Source organism: Paraburkholderia lacunae, from assembly GCF_003353175.1.
GTDB lineage: Bacteria > Pseudomonadota > Gammaproteobacteria > Burkholderiales > Burkholderiaceae > Paraburkholderia > Paraburkholderia lacunae.
The window spans coordinates 105,717-121,344 of the sequence record NZ_QHKS01000019.1; the positions used below are offsets into that span (position 1 = coordinate 105,717).

14 protein-coding genes are annotated in these 15,628 nt (G+C 64.6%); 7 read left to right on the forward strand and 7 right to left on the reverse strand.

What is annotated here, in order from left to right; all coding sequences use genetic code 11:
• Positions 1-82: 82 nt before the first annotated feature.
• Positions 83-1,429 (forward strand): type VI secretion system baseplate subunit TssK, encoded by a 1,347-nt coding sequence (gene tssK / locus DLM46_RS26095; RefSeq protein WP_115105320.1) that lies wholly within the window; start codon positions 83-85, stop codon positions 1,427-1,429.
• A complete protein-coding gene (locus DLM46_RS26100) occupies positions 1,426-2,205 on the forward strand; it encodes a DotU family type IV/VI secretion system protein (protein ID WP_115105321.1) in 780 nt (259 codons plus the stop codon). Before tssK ends, DLM46_RS26100 begins: the two co-directional genes overlap by 4 nt.
• 139 nt (positions 2,206-2,344) lie before the next feature.
• Here the strand turns inward: DLM46_RS26100 and zwf are convergent, their stop codons facing one another.
• The 4 genes from zwf to DLM46_RS26120 all read right to left on the reverse strand — a co-directional run bounded on the left by zwf (position 2,345) and on the right by DLM46_RS26120 (position 6,234).
• Positions 2,345-3,826, reverse strand: coding sequence for a glucose-6-phosphate dehydrogenase (gene zwf / locus DLM46_RS26105; protein WP_115105322.1), 1,482 nt, complete (start codon positions 3,824-3,826; stop codon positions 2,345-2,347).
• A gap of 272 nt (positions 3,827-4,098) precedes the next feature.
• Positions 4,099-5,052 (reverse strand): bifunctional Delta(1)-pyrroline-2-carboxylate/Delta(1)-piperideine-2-carboxylate reductase, encoded by a 954-nt coding sequence (lhpI, locus tag DLM46_RS26110; protein WP_115105323.1) that lies wholly within the window; start codon positions 5,050-5,052, stop codon positions 4,099-4,101.
• A gap of 229 nt (positions 5,053-5,281) precedes the next feature.
• Complete coding sequence (locus tag DLM46_RS26115) at positions 5,282-5,914, reverse strand: C39 family peptidase (RefSeq protein ID WP_115105324.1); 633 nt, start codon at positions 5,912-5,914, stop codon at positions 5,282-5,284.
• Positions 5,911-6,234: an FAD-dependent oxidoreductase gene (locus DLM46_RS26120; protein WP_279635226.1), complete on the reverse strand. Its 324-nt coding sequence runs from the start codon at positions 6,232-6,234 to the stop codon at positions 5,911-5,913. Before DLM46_RS26120 ends, DLM46_RS26115 begins: the two co-directional genes overlap by 4 nt.
• Positions 6,235-6,520: 286 nt before the next feature.
• Here DLM46_RS26120 and DLM46_RS26125 point away from each other — a divergent pair, with 286 nt between their 5' ends.
• From DLM46_RS26125 to DLM46_RS26135, 3 genes are all read left to right on the forward strand, one after another.
• Positions 6,521-6,775, forward strand: coding sequence for a helix-turn-helix transcriptional regulator (locus DLM46_RS26125; protein ID WP_115105325.1), 255 nt, complete (start codon positions 6,521-6,523; stop codon positions 6,773-6,775).
• 2 nt (positions 6,776-6,777) lie between these two features.
• Entirely contained in the window at positions 6,778-8,118 is a 1,341-nt protein-coding gene (locus DLM46_RS26130; RefSeq protein ID WP_115105326.1) for a type II toxin-antitoxin system HipA family toxin, read from the forward strand.
• A gap of 365 nt (positions 8,119-8,483) precedes the next feature.
• The gene (locus DLM46_RS26135) at positions 8,484-9,338 is read left to right on the forward strand and encodes a helix-turn-helix domain-containing protein (protein WP_115105327.1); all 855 of its coding nucleotides are present in this window, start codon (positions 8,484-8,486) and stop codon (positions 9,336-9,338) included.
• Positions 9,339-9,409: 71 nt separating this feature from the next.
• On the opposite strand, the gene DLM46_RS26140 is transcribed toward DLM46_RS26135, so the two are convergent.
• Positions 9,410-11,290 (reverse strand): ATP-binding response regulator, encoded by a 1,881-nt coding sequence (locus DLM46_RS26140; RefSeq protein WP_115105328.1) that lies wholly within the window; start codon positions 11,288-11,290, stop codon positions 9,410-9,412.
• On the reverse strand, positions 11,260-11,784 hold the full coding sequence (locus DLM46_RS26145; RefSeq protein WP_115105329.1) for a putative pterin-binding protein: 525 nt from the start codon (positions 11,782-11,784) through the stop codon (positions 11,260-11,262). The genes DLM46_RS26140 and DLM46_RS26145 overlap by 31 nt, the downstream gene beginning before the upstream one ends.
• 284 nt (positions 11,785-12,068) lie before the next feature.
• Here DLM46_RS26145 and DLM46_RS26150 point away from each other — a divergent pair, with 284 nt between their 5' ends.
• Entirely contained in the window at positions 12,069-13,016 is a 948-nt protein-coding gene (locus tag DLM46_RS26150) for a phosphoribosyltransferase (protein ID WP_115105375.1), read from the forward strand.
• A 9-nt stretch (positions 13,017-13,025) separates the two neighbouring features.
• On the opposite strand, the gene DLM46_RS26155 is transcribed toward DLM46_RS26150, so the two are convergent.
• On the reverse strand, positions 13,026-14,747 hold the full coding sequence (locus tag DLM46_RS26155) for an ATP-binding domain-containing protein (RefSeq protein ID WP_115105330.1): 1,722 nt from the start codon (positions 14,745-14,747) through the stop codon (positions 13,026-13,028).
• A 218-nt stretch (positions 14,748-14,965) separates the two neighbouring features.
• Here DLM46_RS26155 and DLM46_RS26160 point away from each other — a divergent pair, with 218 nt between their 5' ends.
• Positions 14,966-15,592, forward strand: a complete 627-nt coding sequence (locus DLM46_RS26160; RefSeq protein WP_115105331.1) for a glutathione S-transferase family protein — start codon at positions 14,966-14,968, stop codon at positions 15,590-15,592.
• Positions 15,593-15,628 lie beyond the last annotated feature (36 nt).

Consider the following 15,628-nt stretch of genomic DNA (forward strand, 5'->3'; position numbering starts at 1 on the left):
GTTTTTAGAGAATTAACAATGCGGCGCTCGAATCGGTTATCACCGGGCGCGTCACAAGCTGAACGCATATAACAGGTTTGAGATGAGTTATTCCGCAAAAGTGCTCTGGGGGGAAGGCCTCTTTCTCAGGCCGCAGCATTTTCAGCGTCAGGACGCCTATCACGAAGCACGCCTGTTCGAATCGATTCAGGCGATCCAGCCATACAACTGGGGCGTGCGTTCGGTGCGCTTCGACCGCGATGCGCTCGGCAGCAATGTGCTGCGCGCGAGCGAACTGTCGCTGGTGTTTCCGGACGGCGCGCTCTACTCCGCGCCGCAAGCCGACGGCCTGCCGCCGCCGATTGCGCTGGACACCTTGCCCGACGGCATCAACGATTTCATCTTTTATCTGGCGCTGCATCCGCTGCGCGAAACCGGCGCGAACTATTCGCAGGACAGCAACGCGGGCTTCGTGTCGCGTTACGTGAGCGAGCAGACGCCGGTGCCGGACCATTTCACCGACGCCGCCGAAGCCGACATCACCTTCCTGAAGACCAGCGTCAAACTCATTGCGCATAGCGAGCCGCGCGACCAGTTGCTGTCGGTGCCGCTCGTGCGCGTGCGCCGCACCGCTACTTCCGGCTTCGAGATCGACGACAGCTTCGTGCCGCCCTGCCTCGCGATCGACGCATCGGCGATCCTGCACCAGCGGCTGCGTCAACTGATCGACGCGTTGCAAGCCAAGGTCAATGCGCTGTACGGTTTTCACCGCGAGCCAACCAAGAACATCATCGAGTTCCGTTCCGGCGACATCGCGTCGTTCTGGCTGCTGCACACCGCGAGCGCGGCGTTCGCGTCGCTCGCGCATCTGTATCAGCACCCGGCGCTGCATCCGGAGCGCCTGTTCCAGGAGCTGCTGCGTCTTGCCGGCCAGTTGATGACGTTCTCGAAGGGTTATGCGCTGTCCGATCTGCCCGCTTATCGGCACGACGATCCGGGCCCGGGCTTCGCGCGGCTCGACACGATCCTGCGCGATCTGCTCGAAACGGTGATCTCGACGCGCTACTTCGCGATCGCGCTGGAAGAGGTACGGCCGTCGTTCCATGCCGGCCGGCTCGACTCGGGCAAGATCGACGACAAGACCATGTTCTATATCGCGGTGTCGGCGGACATGCCGACCGCCGAACTCGTCGAAGCCGTGCCCGCGCGCTTCAAGGTCGGCGCACCGGACGACGTCGACAAACTGGTGCTCTCGGCAATGCCGGGTGTGCGGCTCGTCTATACGCCGCAAGTGCCGCCGGCCATTCCGGTCCGGCCGGGCGCATGCTACTTCTCCTTCGAATCGCGCGGCGCGCTGTATGACCGCATGTTGCAGGCCCAATCGGCGATGATCTACGCACCGTCGGGCATCAACGATCTTCAACTCGAACTGATCGCCGTCACATCATGAGCTACGCGCCTTCCCTGTTTGGCGGCAGCACGCCTGCCGCGACGCCCGCCCCCGCCGCCGAGCCGAGCTACCAGGCTCGCTCGCTGCTCGATCTGCTGTACGACGGCTTCTTCATGCTGTTCCTGCTGAAGAACGGCCGCGAGCCCGGCGACGCGCACGAATTCAGCCAGCGTATCCAGCAGTTTCTCGGCGACTTCGAACGCGGCGCGAAAAAGCTCAACGCCTCGGCGGAAGACCTGTACGCGTCGAAGTTTGCTTTCTGCGCGGCGATCGACGAATCGGTGTTGTCGTCGACGTTCAGAATCCGTACCGATTGGGAGCGCCGTCCGCTGCAGCTGGTGTTGTTCGGCGAGCAGCTGGCGGGCGAGAAATTCTTTCAGTATCTCGAGGAATGCCGCGCGCAAGGCGCCGCCCGGCTGCAATCTCTCGAGGTGTTTCACATGTGTCTGCTGCTCGGCTTTCAGGGCAAGTATCTGCTCGAAGGGCCGGAGAAGCTCGCGTATCTGACCGCGCGTATCGGCGATGAAATCGCGCATATGAAGGGCAAGCGCGCGCCGTTCGCGCCGCACTGGCCGCTGCCGGACCAGGTCGCGCACCGGCTCAAGCGCGAGGTGCCGCTGTGGTCGATCGGCGCGGTGTTCGCGCTGGTCGGGCTGCTGGCTTACCTCGGCCTGAACACGTATCTGCGCGATCAGACGCTGCGCACGCTCGCGCCGTATTCGCAAGTGGTCAAGCTCGGGCCGCAATCGGCTACGCTGACGATCTCCTTGCCGTAATTCGAGTTGCCGTCGAGGAGGCGTCGCGAGGCCGTCGGAGGGGCGTAATGAGACGGCGCAACCCTGCAAAAAATAATGGCGGCCCGCTCACGCGCGGCCGCCTTTGCATTACCACCTTCCTGTCACGCCGAAGAACCGCTTACTGCGACTCTTCCGCCCACACCGCATTTTCCCGCGCCATCAGCGCAGTCGACGCCGCCGGTCCAAAAGTGCCTGCCGTGTAGCCGCGCGGCCGCTCGCCCGATTTGCTCCAGCCTTCCAGAATCGGCTCGGCCCATGCCCACGCCGCTTCGAGTTCGTCGCGGCGCATGAAGTGCGTCAGGCGCCCGCGAATCACGTCGATCAGCAAACGCTCATAGGCTTCCGCGCGGCGCTCGGTGAAGGCCTGCTGCAAGTCGAGGTTCAGATTCACCGGCAGCATGTGCATGCCGCTGCCCGGCTCCTTCGCGAGCATTTGCAGCTGGATCGATTCCTCCGGCTGCAACTGGATCACGAGACGGTTGCCGTAGTTGCGCCCGCCGCTCGGAATGATCGAGAAAGGCAGCTCGGAAAACTCGATGACGATCTCCGACACTTTTTTCTGCATGCGCTTACCGGTGCGCAGGAAAAACGGCACGTTGGCCCAGCGCCAGTTGTTGATATACGCGCGCAACGCGACGAAGGTCTCGGCGTGGCTGTTGGGCGGCACGTTGTCTTCCTCGAGGTAGCCCTTCACCGGCTCGCCGTTCACCGCGCCGGCCGTGTACTGGCCGCGCACGGTATCGCGCGCGATATCCTCGGGCGTCATGGGGCGCAGCGAGCGCAACACCTTGAGCTTTTCGTCGCGCACCGCGTCCGGATCGAGCGACACCGGCGGCTCCATCGCGACGATGCACAGCAGCTGCAGCAAATGGTTCTGCACCATGTCGCGCAGCGCGCCGGTTTTGTCGTAGAAACCCGCGCGGCTGCCCACGCCGACCTCTTCGGCCACCGTGATCTGCACGCGCTTGATATACGGCGCCTGCCACAGCGGCCCGAAAATCGCGTTGCCAAAGCGCAGCACCATCAGGTTCTGCACCGTTTCCTTGCCGAGGTAGTGGTCGATCCGGTAGATCTGCGCTTCGCTGAAATGCTTGCCGACCGCTACGTTGATTTCCTGCGCCGACGCCAGATCGTGACCCAGCGGCTTTTCCAGCACGACGCGCGAATTCCCGTCGACGAGCCCCGCCGCAGCCAGGTTGTCGCAAATATTCGTGAACAGATCCGGCGACGTGGCGAGATAGAACACGCGCCTCACGCCGGGGCGCGACACCGCTTTCAGGCGCTCGTAGTCTTCGATCGAGTCGACGTCCATGCGCACGTACTCGAACAGCGACAGGAATTTGTCCCAGGCGCCGCTATCGAAGGCTTTCTTTTCGATGAAGGGCTTCGCCTTCGATTCCATGAATTCGTTGATGTACTCCTCACGCGACCAGGGCTTGCGGCCGATCGTGAGAATGCGGGTGTCCGGCGGCAGGTTGCAGTGCAGATGCGCCATGTAGAGCGCCGGCAGCAGCTTGCGGAACGACAGGTCGCCGGTGCCGCCGAAAATGATCATGTCGAGCGGCAGGTCGGGGGTGGCAGAAGCGTGTTTAGTCGTCATAGCGCGGTCGCAACGTCGTGAAGAAAGGGCGTCGGTCAAGGGACAGAAAAAGGCGAAAGCGCCGGCTGACCGGCACTTTTTTCTGGCAAACGTCTATGGTGCAACGTTTTGAGATTGTTTGCACGGCAACATGTGCCGCAGGTTGGCGCAATATGCCAACTTGCTCCGGTGAAGCACACGCTTGCCGAGCCTTTTGCCAGGACTTGACTCGCGCTCGCCGAGTCCTTGCCAGGACTTTAAAGGGATGTTTAAAGCCTTCCGGCGACCCGCGTTCAGCCGCCTGACAAGGCTTCGCGCGCGACCCGGCACGCCGCCAGATCCCACGCCGCACAGCCGACGCTCTTGAACACGACCGGTTTTCCCGACGGCATCGACACGGCATTGTCCAGCGCCGAGGCAATTCCGCCGACCTGCGCCCAATCCACACCCGCCTGGATGAAATCGCCGGCTTCGTGCTTCGCGCCGGCTTCGTCGTCGACAAAAAGCGCGCTGCCCGCGATCGTGCGCGCGCCGATCTCGACCATCGCCGGCGTGAACGCGCCGACGCCGATCACGAGCCGCCCCGGACGCGCCGCTTCGTCGTAGACGACCCGCTTGCTGGTGGTCAGCGCAATCACGACGTCGATCGACTCGGGAATGTTCGCGTCAGGATCCGCCAGTGGCTGCGGGTCGCGTGCATCAGCACCCTGTGCACCATGCTCGCGATGCGCGGCGCAAAACGCTTCGGCCCGTGCGGGCGTACTGCCCTTCACCCAGACGCGCGCGTCGGGATACAGCTCGCCAATCGCTTCCAGATGGTTGACGGCCTGCGTGCCGGTGCCGATCAGCAGGAATTCACGCGGCGCAATGGTGGCGAAGGTCTCGATGCCGAGCATCGACATCGCCGCCGTGCGCCTTCCGGTCACCGTCGGCCCGTCGAGAATGAAGAGCGTCTCCCCGGTGTCGGCGTCGAAGGCCATCACCTGGCCGTGAATCGTCGGCAAGCCGCGCGCTCCGTTGCTCGCGCACACATTGACCAGCTTGTGGATCGCGAGATCCGGCGCGGTGGCCGGCATCGACAGCATGATACCGCCGTCGTTGAGCGGCACGACGAGGCGCTCAGGGCTCGCGATGCGCTGCCGCGCATAGTCGATGGTCGCGCGTTTCAAGGCGTCGACGAGCGCCGCATACGGAATCAGCCGCGCGGTGGCGGCGGCGTCGAAAATCTGCGTGGTCGGGCGGGTCATAGGCGTGTTTGTCGAGTCCTTGCGATGGGTTGCGTTCAGTTGCGTTCAGTTGCTTTCAGTTGCGTGCGTGCCGGTCACCGATTCGTTGGCGAGCGTTTCATCGCGGCCCAGTTCGCCGTGCGGATAGCGTTGCGCGACGCGCACGAAGATGATGCCGGAGTCGGCGTGTCGCTGACCGGCTCGCTCAGATAGCCGCCGTACCTATCGGCATGGTCGCGCGGCTCGAACATCAGCGCGCGGCGCGGGTCAGCGTCATGCCGCGTCCGGCGTAAAAACGCGCCATCGTCGCGAACGGCAAATACACATCCGCCTGATGCGGCGCGACGCCCGACGGGTTGTGAAACCACGCGCCGCCGCGGTCGCGCCCGTGCAGCAAAATCAGATGCCCGCCCTGGCGGCGATTGGGCCGTTCGGGATAGCGGATCTCCGGGCTCACGGAGACGATCGCCAGCGTGTCGCCATCGATGCGCGCGGCCAGCTCTTCGAGCGGCGCCTGCGGCAATACCTCGACCTGAATGCCGAACGCCTCGCCGGTCCAGTCGGCGAATGGCCGGTAGATCAGACCGTCGACACCGCCGTCGTCGCGCATCCGGTACACGCCGCGGCGCAGCGCTTCGTCGAGCAACGCCGCGCGCGGCGCGTGTTCGATGCGCCAGTAGTCGAGCGCCGATTCGAGACATGTCAGGCCGCACAGCCGTTTGGCCCAGAACCGGTAACGCTCGGGCTCGGTGAAACCACTGCGCTGCCAGCCGGGATCGTCGCACGGGTCGCCCTGTTGCTCGACAATGTGGCGCACCCATTCAGGGCTGCCCCATTGCGTGTAGTACGGCACTCCGGTGTGGCGTAGCGTCGGTTCGTTCATGAGTCGCGCGAAGAGTGAAGGGGAAATTTTTTTACAGCATGCTGCGAGGCCGCTGCATCGTGCCGTCGAAGAAGCGCTGCAATCAGCGGCACTTCGGCCGCTTCGCGGCCCCGCTGGCGCACGAACCCCCACGCCCGCGACGACTGCTGCCCGGCAATGCGCGATTTGTCGTGCACCACCACGGAGAGGCCGCGTCGCGCGAGATAGTAGGCGGCGGCGCAGCCCATGATGCCGGCGCCGGCGATCACGACATCGGCGAACCTCGGGAACCGTTGGTCGGCACGGGTGAAACTCGCATGCAGCGGGTAAGTCGTGGTCATCGGGCGGGCGGGTGTTCGGACGGGTTTTAAGCGTGGGCCTAATCTTCGCAGGCGGCTCGCTTGTCTGCAATGCTGCCGCGCCCGGGAGAACCGGACGGCGGCAGCTTTGGCGCTGACGGGCAGCGGATGCGATATGTGCCTTGTCGATAGACAACCATTATTCGCAGCACAGATAATTGTCGTTTATTCGTCAAACGGATATTCTGCAAATATCCGCCACACGAATAATTGACAAATATCTGCCACACGCATAAAGTGCATTTATTCGTCCAGCGGATAATTTGCCATGATCCACCTCGTCGCCACTCCGGACCAGATGGCCCAGTTGCTTGCCGCCGGCCGGCGGCAGGCGGGCCTGACCCAGGCGGAAGCCGCCGCACGGATCGGCGTCAGCCAGAGCCGTATCTCGGCGCTGGAAACCGATGCCGCCGCCCTCACCCTCACTCAGTTGCTGGCATTGTGCGGCGCTTACGGCCTGCAATTGCAGGTACGCGACAAGACCCAGCCGGCGCCTGAGCCGGCGCCTTTGGTCGAGTGGTAAGCATGGGCCGCCAAACCCATTCGCGGGCGCTTTCGGTGTGGGCCAACGGCGCACGTGTCGGCGCCTGGCGCATTCCCACCCGCGGCTCCATGGAGTTCGCCTACGATCCCGCCTGGGTCGCATCGGCCGCAGGCCGCCCGCTTTCGCTGTCACTGCCGTTCACGCCCAGCAACAGCGCGCTCAAAGGACCGCGGGTGCTGAATTATTTCGACAATCTGCTGCCGGACAGCGAGGCGATCAGAAAGCGTATCGCCCAACGCTACCAGACCGAAACGCTGGACGCCTTCGATCTGCTGCAAGCCATCGGCCGCGATTGCGTGGGCGCCGTCCAGCTGCTCGCCGAAGACGACGCGCCGGTCGGCGTCGAGCGGATCGAAGGCACGCCGCTTTCCGACAGCGAAATCGAGACCATGCTGGCGCGCACCGTCGGCAATCCGGCGCTCGGCACGCCCGACGAGGCCGACGATTTCCGCATCTCGCTCGCCGGCGCCCAGGAGAAAACCGCGCTGCTTCGGCACGAGGGCAAGTGGCAACGGCCGCATGGCGCCACGCCCACCACGCATATCTTCAAGCTGCCGCTCGGACTGGTAGGCAACCGGCTGGCCGACCTCAGCACCTCGGTCGAAAACGAATGGCTGTGTTTGCGGATTCTGCGCGCCTATGGGTTGCCGGTCGCGAACACCGAGATCCTGACTTTCGGCAAGCAGCGGGTGCTGAGTGTCGAGCGCTTCGACCGGCAATTGCATTCGAGCGGGCAATGGTTGCTGCGTCTGCCGCAGGAAGATTTTTGCCAGGTGTACGGCGTGCCGTCGCACCGCAAATACGAAAACGAGGGCGGCCCGGGCGTGCTGGACCTCGCGCGGATTCTCCAGCAATCGGTGAGCGCGCAGCAGGATCTCGAAACGCTGCTGGCGAGCCAGATCCTGTTCTGGCTGCTGGCGGCGCCGGACGGCCACGCGAAGAACTTCAGCATTCGCCTGTTGCCGGGCGGACAGTACCGCCTGACGCCGCTTTACGACGTGATGTCGATCTGGCCGGTGGAAGGCAACGGCCCGAACCAGTGGTCATGGTTCAAGGCCAAGCTTGCCATGGCGATGTGGTCGAGGAGTAAACACGACGCGTTCCGCGACGTGCAGCGGCGCCACTTCAACACGATGGCGCTGAAGTGCTCATACGGCGCGAACGCGGAGCCGCTAATCCAGCGGCTGATCGAACAGACGCCGGAGGTCATCGAACGGGTCTCGGCCGAATTGCCCGAACGGTTCCCGGGCAAGGTCGCCGAGCGCATCTTCAAAGGTTTGAAAAACTCGGCGGCCAAACTCGAGAAAATGCCCGCGGAGTAAAAACCCGCGTGGGGACATGCATGGGATCTGCATGGGGCGCGCGCCGGCGATACACACGGCGTAGCGGCCTCGGCGAAGCGCGTCGTCGCACATGTCCGGACAAATCCGACATATTTCTCTACAGATGCGGCGAGGTTTCATCGGTAAAATACATTTGATTCGGAACGCATAAGCGAGTCGCCGAATTTGTCCGTTTCGAGCCCCGCCCCGACCGGCTCGGCGACGGTCAAACAAAATTACAGTCTGCGATATTTTTTTTGATACATTTGCTGTCCCGCGCGCAGCCTTGCCGACGCATGGCAATGCTGCGCGATCGTATCGCGCTCCCCAGAGCCACCCTTTAAGACAGCGGATTCTCACGCAGTATGGCCAACGAAACGAACTCACCTGACTCCATCGCAGTCGCCGAGCGTGTGCGCGAGTTGATGAGCCGGCATGGCATCGGCAAACGCCAGCAAACCACGGAACTATGCCGCATCCTCGATCTGAGTTTTTCGCAGGGACACCGCAAGCTGCGCGGCAACAGCCCGTGGACCCTGTCGCAGATCAAGAAGGTCGCCGAGGTGTATGGCGAACCCGCCGCGCAACTGTTCGGCGCGCAGTCGCTCGATCCAGGCATGGTCGGCGCAATCGCCCAGGAAGCGGTGTTCTGCATCGGCGCGCTCGAGCTGGCTTGCACCGCGTGGGTGGGCGCCGCGCTCGAACCGGGCAGCCGCCCGGAATTCGTCGCCTACTCGAAGCTCGGCCAATGGCGCGTCGCGCGTCACGACGGCACGCTCTACCAAAGCGCGTACGAAGTCCACAAGATCGAGATCTATCCGCGCCGCGCCGAAACCGATAAGCCGACCATCGCGGTGGTCGACGACGATCAGGCCTCCGCGGACAATCTGCGCGACTACCTGGAGCGGAGCGGTTTCACCGCGGTAGCGATTTACGGCCTCGCGGCATTCGGCGAGCAACTGCAAACGCAGGTCTTCGACGGCGTGGTGATCGACTGGCTGTTCGGCTCGCAAACTTCCGCAGCGGCGATTCGCTCGGTGCGCGCGTCGGAGAATCCGGACGCGCCGATTTTCGTGCTGACCGGCGAGTTGCTGACCGGCAAGGCCAGCGAATCGGAGATCAGCCAGGTCATCCGCAATTACGACGTCGCCTGCTATGAAAAGCCGGCGCGCATGGCGATCCTCGTCGCCGATCTGTCCAAGCGGCTCAACCGGCCCTGACGCGCCGGCAAGCGGCTGAAGGTGCGGCTCAGGTTGACGCCCACCTCCCTGCGCGAACCCGGGACGCCGCATCACGCCATATGCCGCGAAGCCAATGCACGCTGCAACGCGCTGCGCAGTTCCTCGTAATGTACCGGCTTTAATAACGCATCGAAAAACGGCTGCGACCCGGCTGTTCCGCCCTGCACCTGCCCCTGCCCATCCGCTACACCTAGCACACCCCGCGCACCCGGCTCGGGCGCATAAGCGCTGACCACGATCACCGGCACGCCCGCCGACGGCCCTCCGCGCGCGGCGAAGTCCGCGAGAAAGGTATAGCCGTCGCGCTCCGGCATGTGCAGATCGAGCAACACCACGTCGCAGTGCCGGGCGTCGAGCCACGCCAGCGCGTCATCGGCATTGGCGACGGCGTGCGCGTCGAAATCCATGTGCGCGACCATTTCGCTGAGCGACTCGCGAATCAGCCGGTTGTCGTCGACGATCAGCACGCACGGCCGCGCGCCGCCCGGTTCGGCGTGCGTCGCCACGTCCGGCGGCGCCGCGGCCGCGACCGGCGTGACCGGAATCGTTACCGTGAAGGTCGTGCCCTCGCCCACCGTGCTTGCCACGTCGACGGAGCCGCCGAACAGCCTGACCAGTCCCTGCACGATCGTCAGCCCCATGCCCGCGCCCTCGAAGCGGCGCGTGCGCGACGCATCCAGCTGCGTGAACTCCTGGAAGATCAGCGGAATCTGCGCGCTCGGCACGCCCGGCCCCGTATCGCTGACCACGAAGATCAGCGCCGCCGGCCGTTGCTTCAGCCGCAGGCGCACCGTGCCGGTTTCCGTATAGCGGATCGCGTTGGTGACCAGGTTGTTGACGATCTGCCGGACGCGGTGCGGATCGGAATCGACGAGGCCGCTCACGCCGCTCGCTTCGCTTTCGAGCTTGAGACCGCGCGCGGCCGCCGCCATCGCATGCTCGTCGACGATCGACGCCAGCAGCTCGCGCGGCTCGAAATGTTCGTGGCGCAACTCGAGCTTGCCGGCGCCGAGGCGCGCATAGTCGGTCAGGTCCTTCATCTGCGCTTCCAGATGACGCGCCGCGGTTTCGAGCCGCTGGATCACCTTGCGGTCGGCTTCGGAATGAAAGTTGAAGCCCAGCAATTCGATCGACGACACGATCGCGTGCAACGGCGTGCGCAGTTCGTGGCTGATCATGCCGAGAAACGCATCCTTCGCGAGACTCGCCTCGCGCGCGGCGCGGCTCGCCTGGTGCTCCGCTTCGAGCGCGGCATGCTGCTGATGCATCAGGCGCGTGCGGCGGCGGCCGTTGAGCACCAGCAGCGTGGTCGCCGCCGCCGACAGCAACAGCAGCAGCAGTCCGCCGGCGAACAGCAGGCGGCGCTTGTCGATGAAATCGCGGTTCATCGCTTCGCGGTCCGCCACATCCGCGAAACGTCGGCTCAACGCGAGATCGTTGACCTCGTTCCAGTGCGCACGCAACGCCGCGACGATCTCGTTGGCGTGGCTGCGATCGCTGGGCAACGCATCGACCTCGGGCCCGATACCGCCCAGCAGATGATCGAGCGACTGGATTTCGTCCCGTTGCCGTTGCAGCAGCGCGAGCTGGGCTGTTAGCCGGCGCGTCGACCCGGCAATCACGTGCAGCTTCGATTGCAGCAGCTGGTAGTGCAGTATCAAGCGCGGATAGTCGTCATCGACACCCGACTGATAGAGCAGCAGCTGGTTCTCGAAGCGCGCGTAGGCAATCTGCAATTGCGCGGCGTCCCAGTAGAAACCGTCGTAAGTGCCGGTCAACTGTTCAGTGGCGCGCGGATTGAGCAGGTTCGCGTACAGCAGGTAGCCGATCGCGCCGGCCGGCGCCGCGAGCGCGGTCAGCCAGATCAGCACGTAGAGGAAACGGCGCAATGGACTGCGCGCTATTTGACGATGAGAGCCTTGATCTGCCATACGAATTTCGAGTCGCCCGAGGCGCCCGCGAGTTCTGCGGGAAACGCGTCGCGCGGATAGATAAGAAACAGCGGCCCGAAGTCGCTCATCTTCAGACGCTGCCCGTTCATGCTGTAGGCCACGATCACGCCATAGCGATCGCAGTCCGATACCGGCACGGTGTACGTGTAGTCGTCGAACGTATGAAGCTCCACTTCGCTGCCGTACGCGCCGACCGTCTTCAGGATATCCGCGAGCAACGGCCCCGTGAAGGTGGAACGCACAGTCCAAGTGGTCGCGGTCGTAATGGAATGGGCGGGCAGCGCGAGCAGTTGCGCCTCGGTGAAGTGATACGCCCGGTGCGCGGCGTCGGTGCTCTTGCCGATTTTGCCCGTCACATCGAGCGCTAACGACTGCGCCTGCGCGCCCCACGCGGCCAGCGCGAAATTCAGGCCCATTGCCAGCATCCAGTACGCTCTTTTCCTGCCGTACATCCCTGCGCTCACTTTGGTCATTGGCTTTCTTGTTCCGTTATTTGCTTTTTGCGGGCGGCTTCGCACGGCCTCGACTCCCGCCGATTCAGTGCGCCTGCCGCCCTTGTCCAGACCGCTGCGTCGCCGGCCGCGGAATGCTCCAACCGGCGACGCGCGTCAACCCCAACGCGCGATCTTTGAACCGCATGCATAATATCGTCAAATTTCCTTGCCTCAAAAACGAGGGCGCGCGCCCGCGCCGCAGCGCGACGTCCGCCGCGGACATCACGCCCGCCACGCCTTGGCAACACGATGCATCAAGAGTCATGAACAAGCCGGTTTTGCCCCTGACGTACGAACAACTCGACCACTGGATCGAATCGCTGCAACCGGCGTTGCTGGCGGAGCGCTTCACGATGGCGATCGGCATACTGCGTGGCGGCGCGCCGCTCGCGCTGATGGTGTCGCATGCGGCGGGCACGCCGGTGGCGTTTCTGCGCTACGACCGCAAGACTCGCACGGCGGCCTGGGATTCGACGCTGCCGATCCCGCCCGCGGGCGCCAGGGTGCTGCTATGCGAAGACATCGCGGGGCGCGGCTTTACGCTGGCCGACTGCATCGCGTTTCTCGAACGGCACGGCCTCGACGTCAAGACCCTGACCGGCGCGGTCGATGACCTGAGCCGCATTCAACCCGATTACGCGATCGACGCACGCGGCTACTTCGCGCTGTTTCCGTGGGAGCGTCAGGCGTACACCGAGCGTTATCGCGCAGACTGGGAGCGCGTCGAAGCAGGCGCCGCGCCTGCGATGGCCGACGATCATGAATACGCGACCTACGCGATCGACCTCGACGGCATTCTGCTGCCCGACGTGCCGCTTGCGCGCTACGACGAGGATCTGGCCGCCGCGCTCGCCGAACGCGACGCACTGCTGCCTTTCGAGGCGCTGCCCGGCATCGATTTGCAGCGGGTTCGCACCATCATCACCGGCCGGCCGGAACTGGATCGCGCGCGCACCGAGGCATGGCTCGCCCGGCACGGCTTCGGTCATATGCAACTGGTCATGCGCACGCCGGACACGCACGACGAAAGCCCCGCCGGCGCCGCCGCTCACAAGGCCAGCGCGGCGTTGCGCGGCGGCGTCACGCATTTTGTCGAAAGCGATCCGGTGCAGGCGCTACTGATCGCGCAGCAGGCGCCGCTGTTGCGGGTGATCTGGTGGGACGCGCACACGCAAACCGGCACGCTGGTCAGCGCGCGCGCGTGGCACTGAGCGCGGGCCCTAAGCTTCTTTCGCGTCGCTGGTCTCTGTCGCTTCTTTGCCGTCCCGCGGACGCAGATGCCGCGCGGCCCGTTGCGACGCGACGACGATCAGCTTCATCGTCGCGCGCGTGGCGCCGACGAACAGCTTGCGGGCGGTACGCTCGTCGAACGCATCGAAGTCGACCTCGGTGAGGATCACGCACGGCGCCGCCTGGCCCTTGAAGCGATAGATCGACTCGAACAGCACATCGCCTTCGCGGTACTCCGGGTTGCCGAACAGATCGTACTTGCCGGTGAAACTGCGCAGCCGATGCGGCCCGAGGTGATCCTGCGCGCTCATCGCCGAGCCTTCGCGGCCGCGAAACGACAACACCGCGATATCCTGCTTGCGGAACCCGAGCGAGAGCGCCTGCGTGATCGCGCGCTTGGTTGCATCGATGCTGCCCTCGACGGCGTTCGCTTCGTCATAGGCCGACAGCGAAATCTCGGAGCCGTCGAACGGACTGCCCGACCCGAGCCCCGCCGCGACCGGCACCGAGGAGCCGACCACGTCGCGCACGTAGTCGAGAATGTCGCGCGGACTGCGGTAGTTGGTGGTCTCTTTCAGCGTGGTCCAGCCGGGCAAGGTAACCGGCTCGCGCATATACAGATTCTGCAACGGGTCTTCGAGCCACCACCACGCGGCGCCGGGCCGTAAAAGGCGTTCGAGCGCGGCCACCCAGGACTGCTGGAAATCCTGCCCTTCGTCGACGATCAGCACGTCGAACTGCCAGCGCGCGTCGATCGGCGTTTGCGCAAAAATCGTTTCGAGCTGGTCGAACGCCCCGGAGGAAGTCCCCTTGGGGGACACGTCGCCGGCCCGGAAATCCGGCTCGCGGCCCGCGTCGCGCGCGATCCAGTCGCATAGCTGGTGGTAGTTCGCCACCTTCGCCTCGGGCGGTGCGACCCGCACGATGTGATCCGCGAGCGGCCGGTTGAAGCACACGTACAAAGGCCGCTGCCCGCGCGCCACGGCGTCCTTCATCACCTGCACCGCCAGTTGGGTCTTGCCGGAACCGGCCGTGCCGATCACGCGCAGCCGGAACGGCGAGAACTCGAGCCGCCGCGCCCATGTCGCGAGACCGCCGGCCAGCCGCGTGACGAGCGTGCCGGCCTGGCCGAGCAGCGCGCTAGTGTCGGGTGTGAGCGCGAGTTCGTCGGCGAGAAACTGGTGGATCTTCGGCGCGCAGGCAAGGCGCGGCTCGTCCGCGGGCAACGCGTCGCGAATGATCGCCGCGAGCCGGTCGCGGCGCGTCGCGTCGACGATGCGCGCGGGATTCACGCCGGCGATCGCCGCATCCTTGACGATGTGGTCCGGACAATACAACAGCTCTTCGATGAAATACGTCCCCGCGCCGAACGCGGCGGTAAAGCGCCGGTGCATCCCTTCGACGGTGTGCGCGAGCGCGATCGCCACGTTGCGTTCCGTCTGAAGATAGACCTTGACGAGCCCCTTCGGCGTCTCGCGCAGGAAGCCGGTTTTCTGCTCGACGATCATCACGCGTCCCGACGGACTGACAATCACGAAGTCGGCCTCGCCGAACACCGAGAAGTTCTGATTCAGCCGGGTCCAGTGCACGCCGTGATAGACGGTGTAATCGTGCGGCAACGCGTGTTCCAGCAACGCGAGCGTTTCGCGTTCGCGTGCCGCTGCGCCGGTGGCGGCGAGGCTCTTCCAGTCGTCGGGGACAATGCGGGCCATGCGGTGCCTCGTCGGATTCGGGTGCGCTCATTGTACGCAACGCGCACGCGTTGCCGGCACGGCGGATTGCACCGTAGCGGGCAGCGCGGATTGCGCTCCGATGTGGTTCGGGGCGCGTGGCCCGACGCGTCGCAAAGCCGCGGCCTCGTGTATCGTTACCGGTTGAACGCCGCGCGAGGTGCGCGGCTCGCCAACTGTAAGAAAAAAGGATTCACCGGATGATCAAGATCTGGGGACGCGCCAATTCGGTCAACGTCCAGAAAGTTTTGTGGTGTTGCGATGAACTGGTACTGCCGTACGAGCGCATCGACGCAGGCCTCCAATTCGGCCGCAACAACGAACCCGACTATCTCGCGATGAACCCGACGGCCAAGGTTCCGACGCTGGTCGACGACGACTTCGCGCTGTGGGAATCGAATTCGATTCTGCGTTATCTGGTGCTGCAATATGGCGCATCGAGCCTCCTGTACCCGTCCGAGCCGAAACTGCGCGCGAGCATCGACCGCTGGCTCGACTGGTCGCTCTCCACGCTGCAACCCGCCGAGCGCCCGGTGTTCTGGGCCATCGTGCGCACGCCGGCCGCCGCGCGCGACGCCGCCAAACTCGCCGCCGACGTCGAAGCGGTCACCTTGTTGTGGCGGCTGCTCGACACGCATCTGCAAGGCCGCTTCTTTCTCGAAGGCGAGAAGTTCACGCTGGCCGATATCGTGATCGGCGCGTACGCGAAACGCTGGTTCGGGCTGGACGGTATCGAACGCCCCGCTCTGCCGAATCTGGAGCGCTGGTATTCGCGCCTTGCAACGCGTCCGGGTTTCAAGAAATACATCGACTTCCCGCTGACCTGAGCCACTGTTCGGGCGGCCGCCATCGCCATGCTGCCG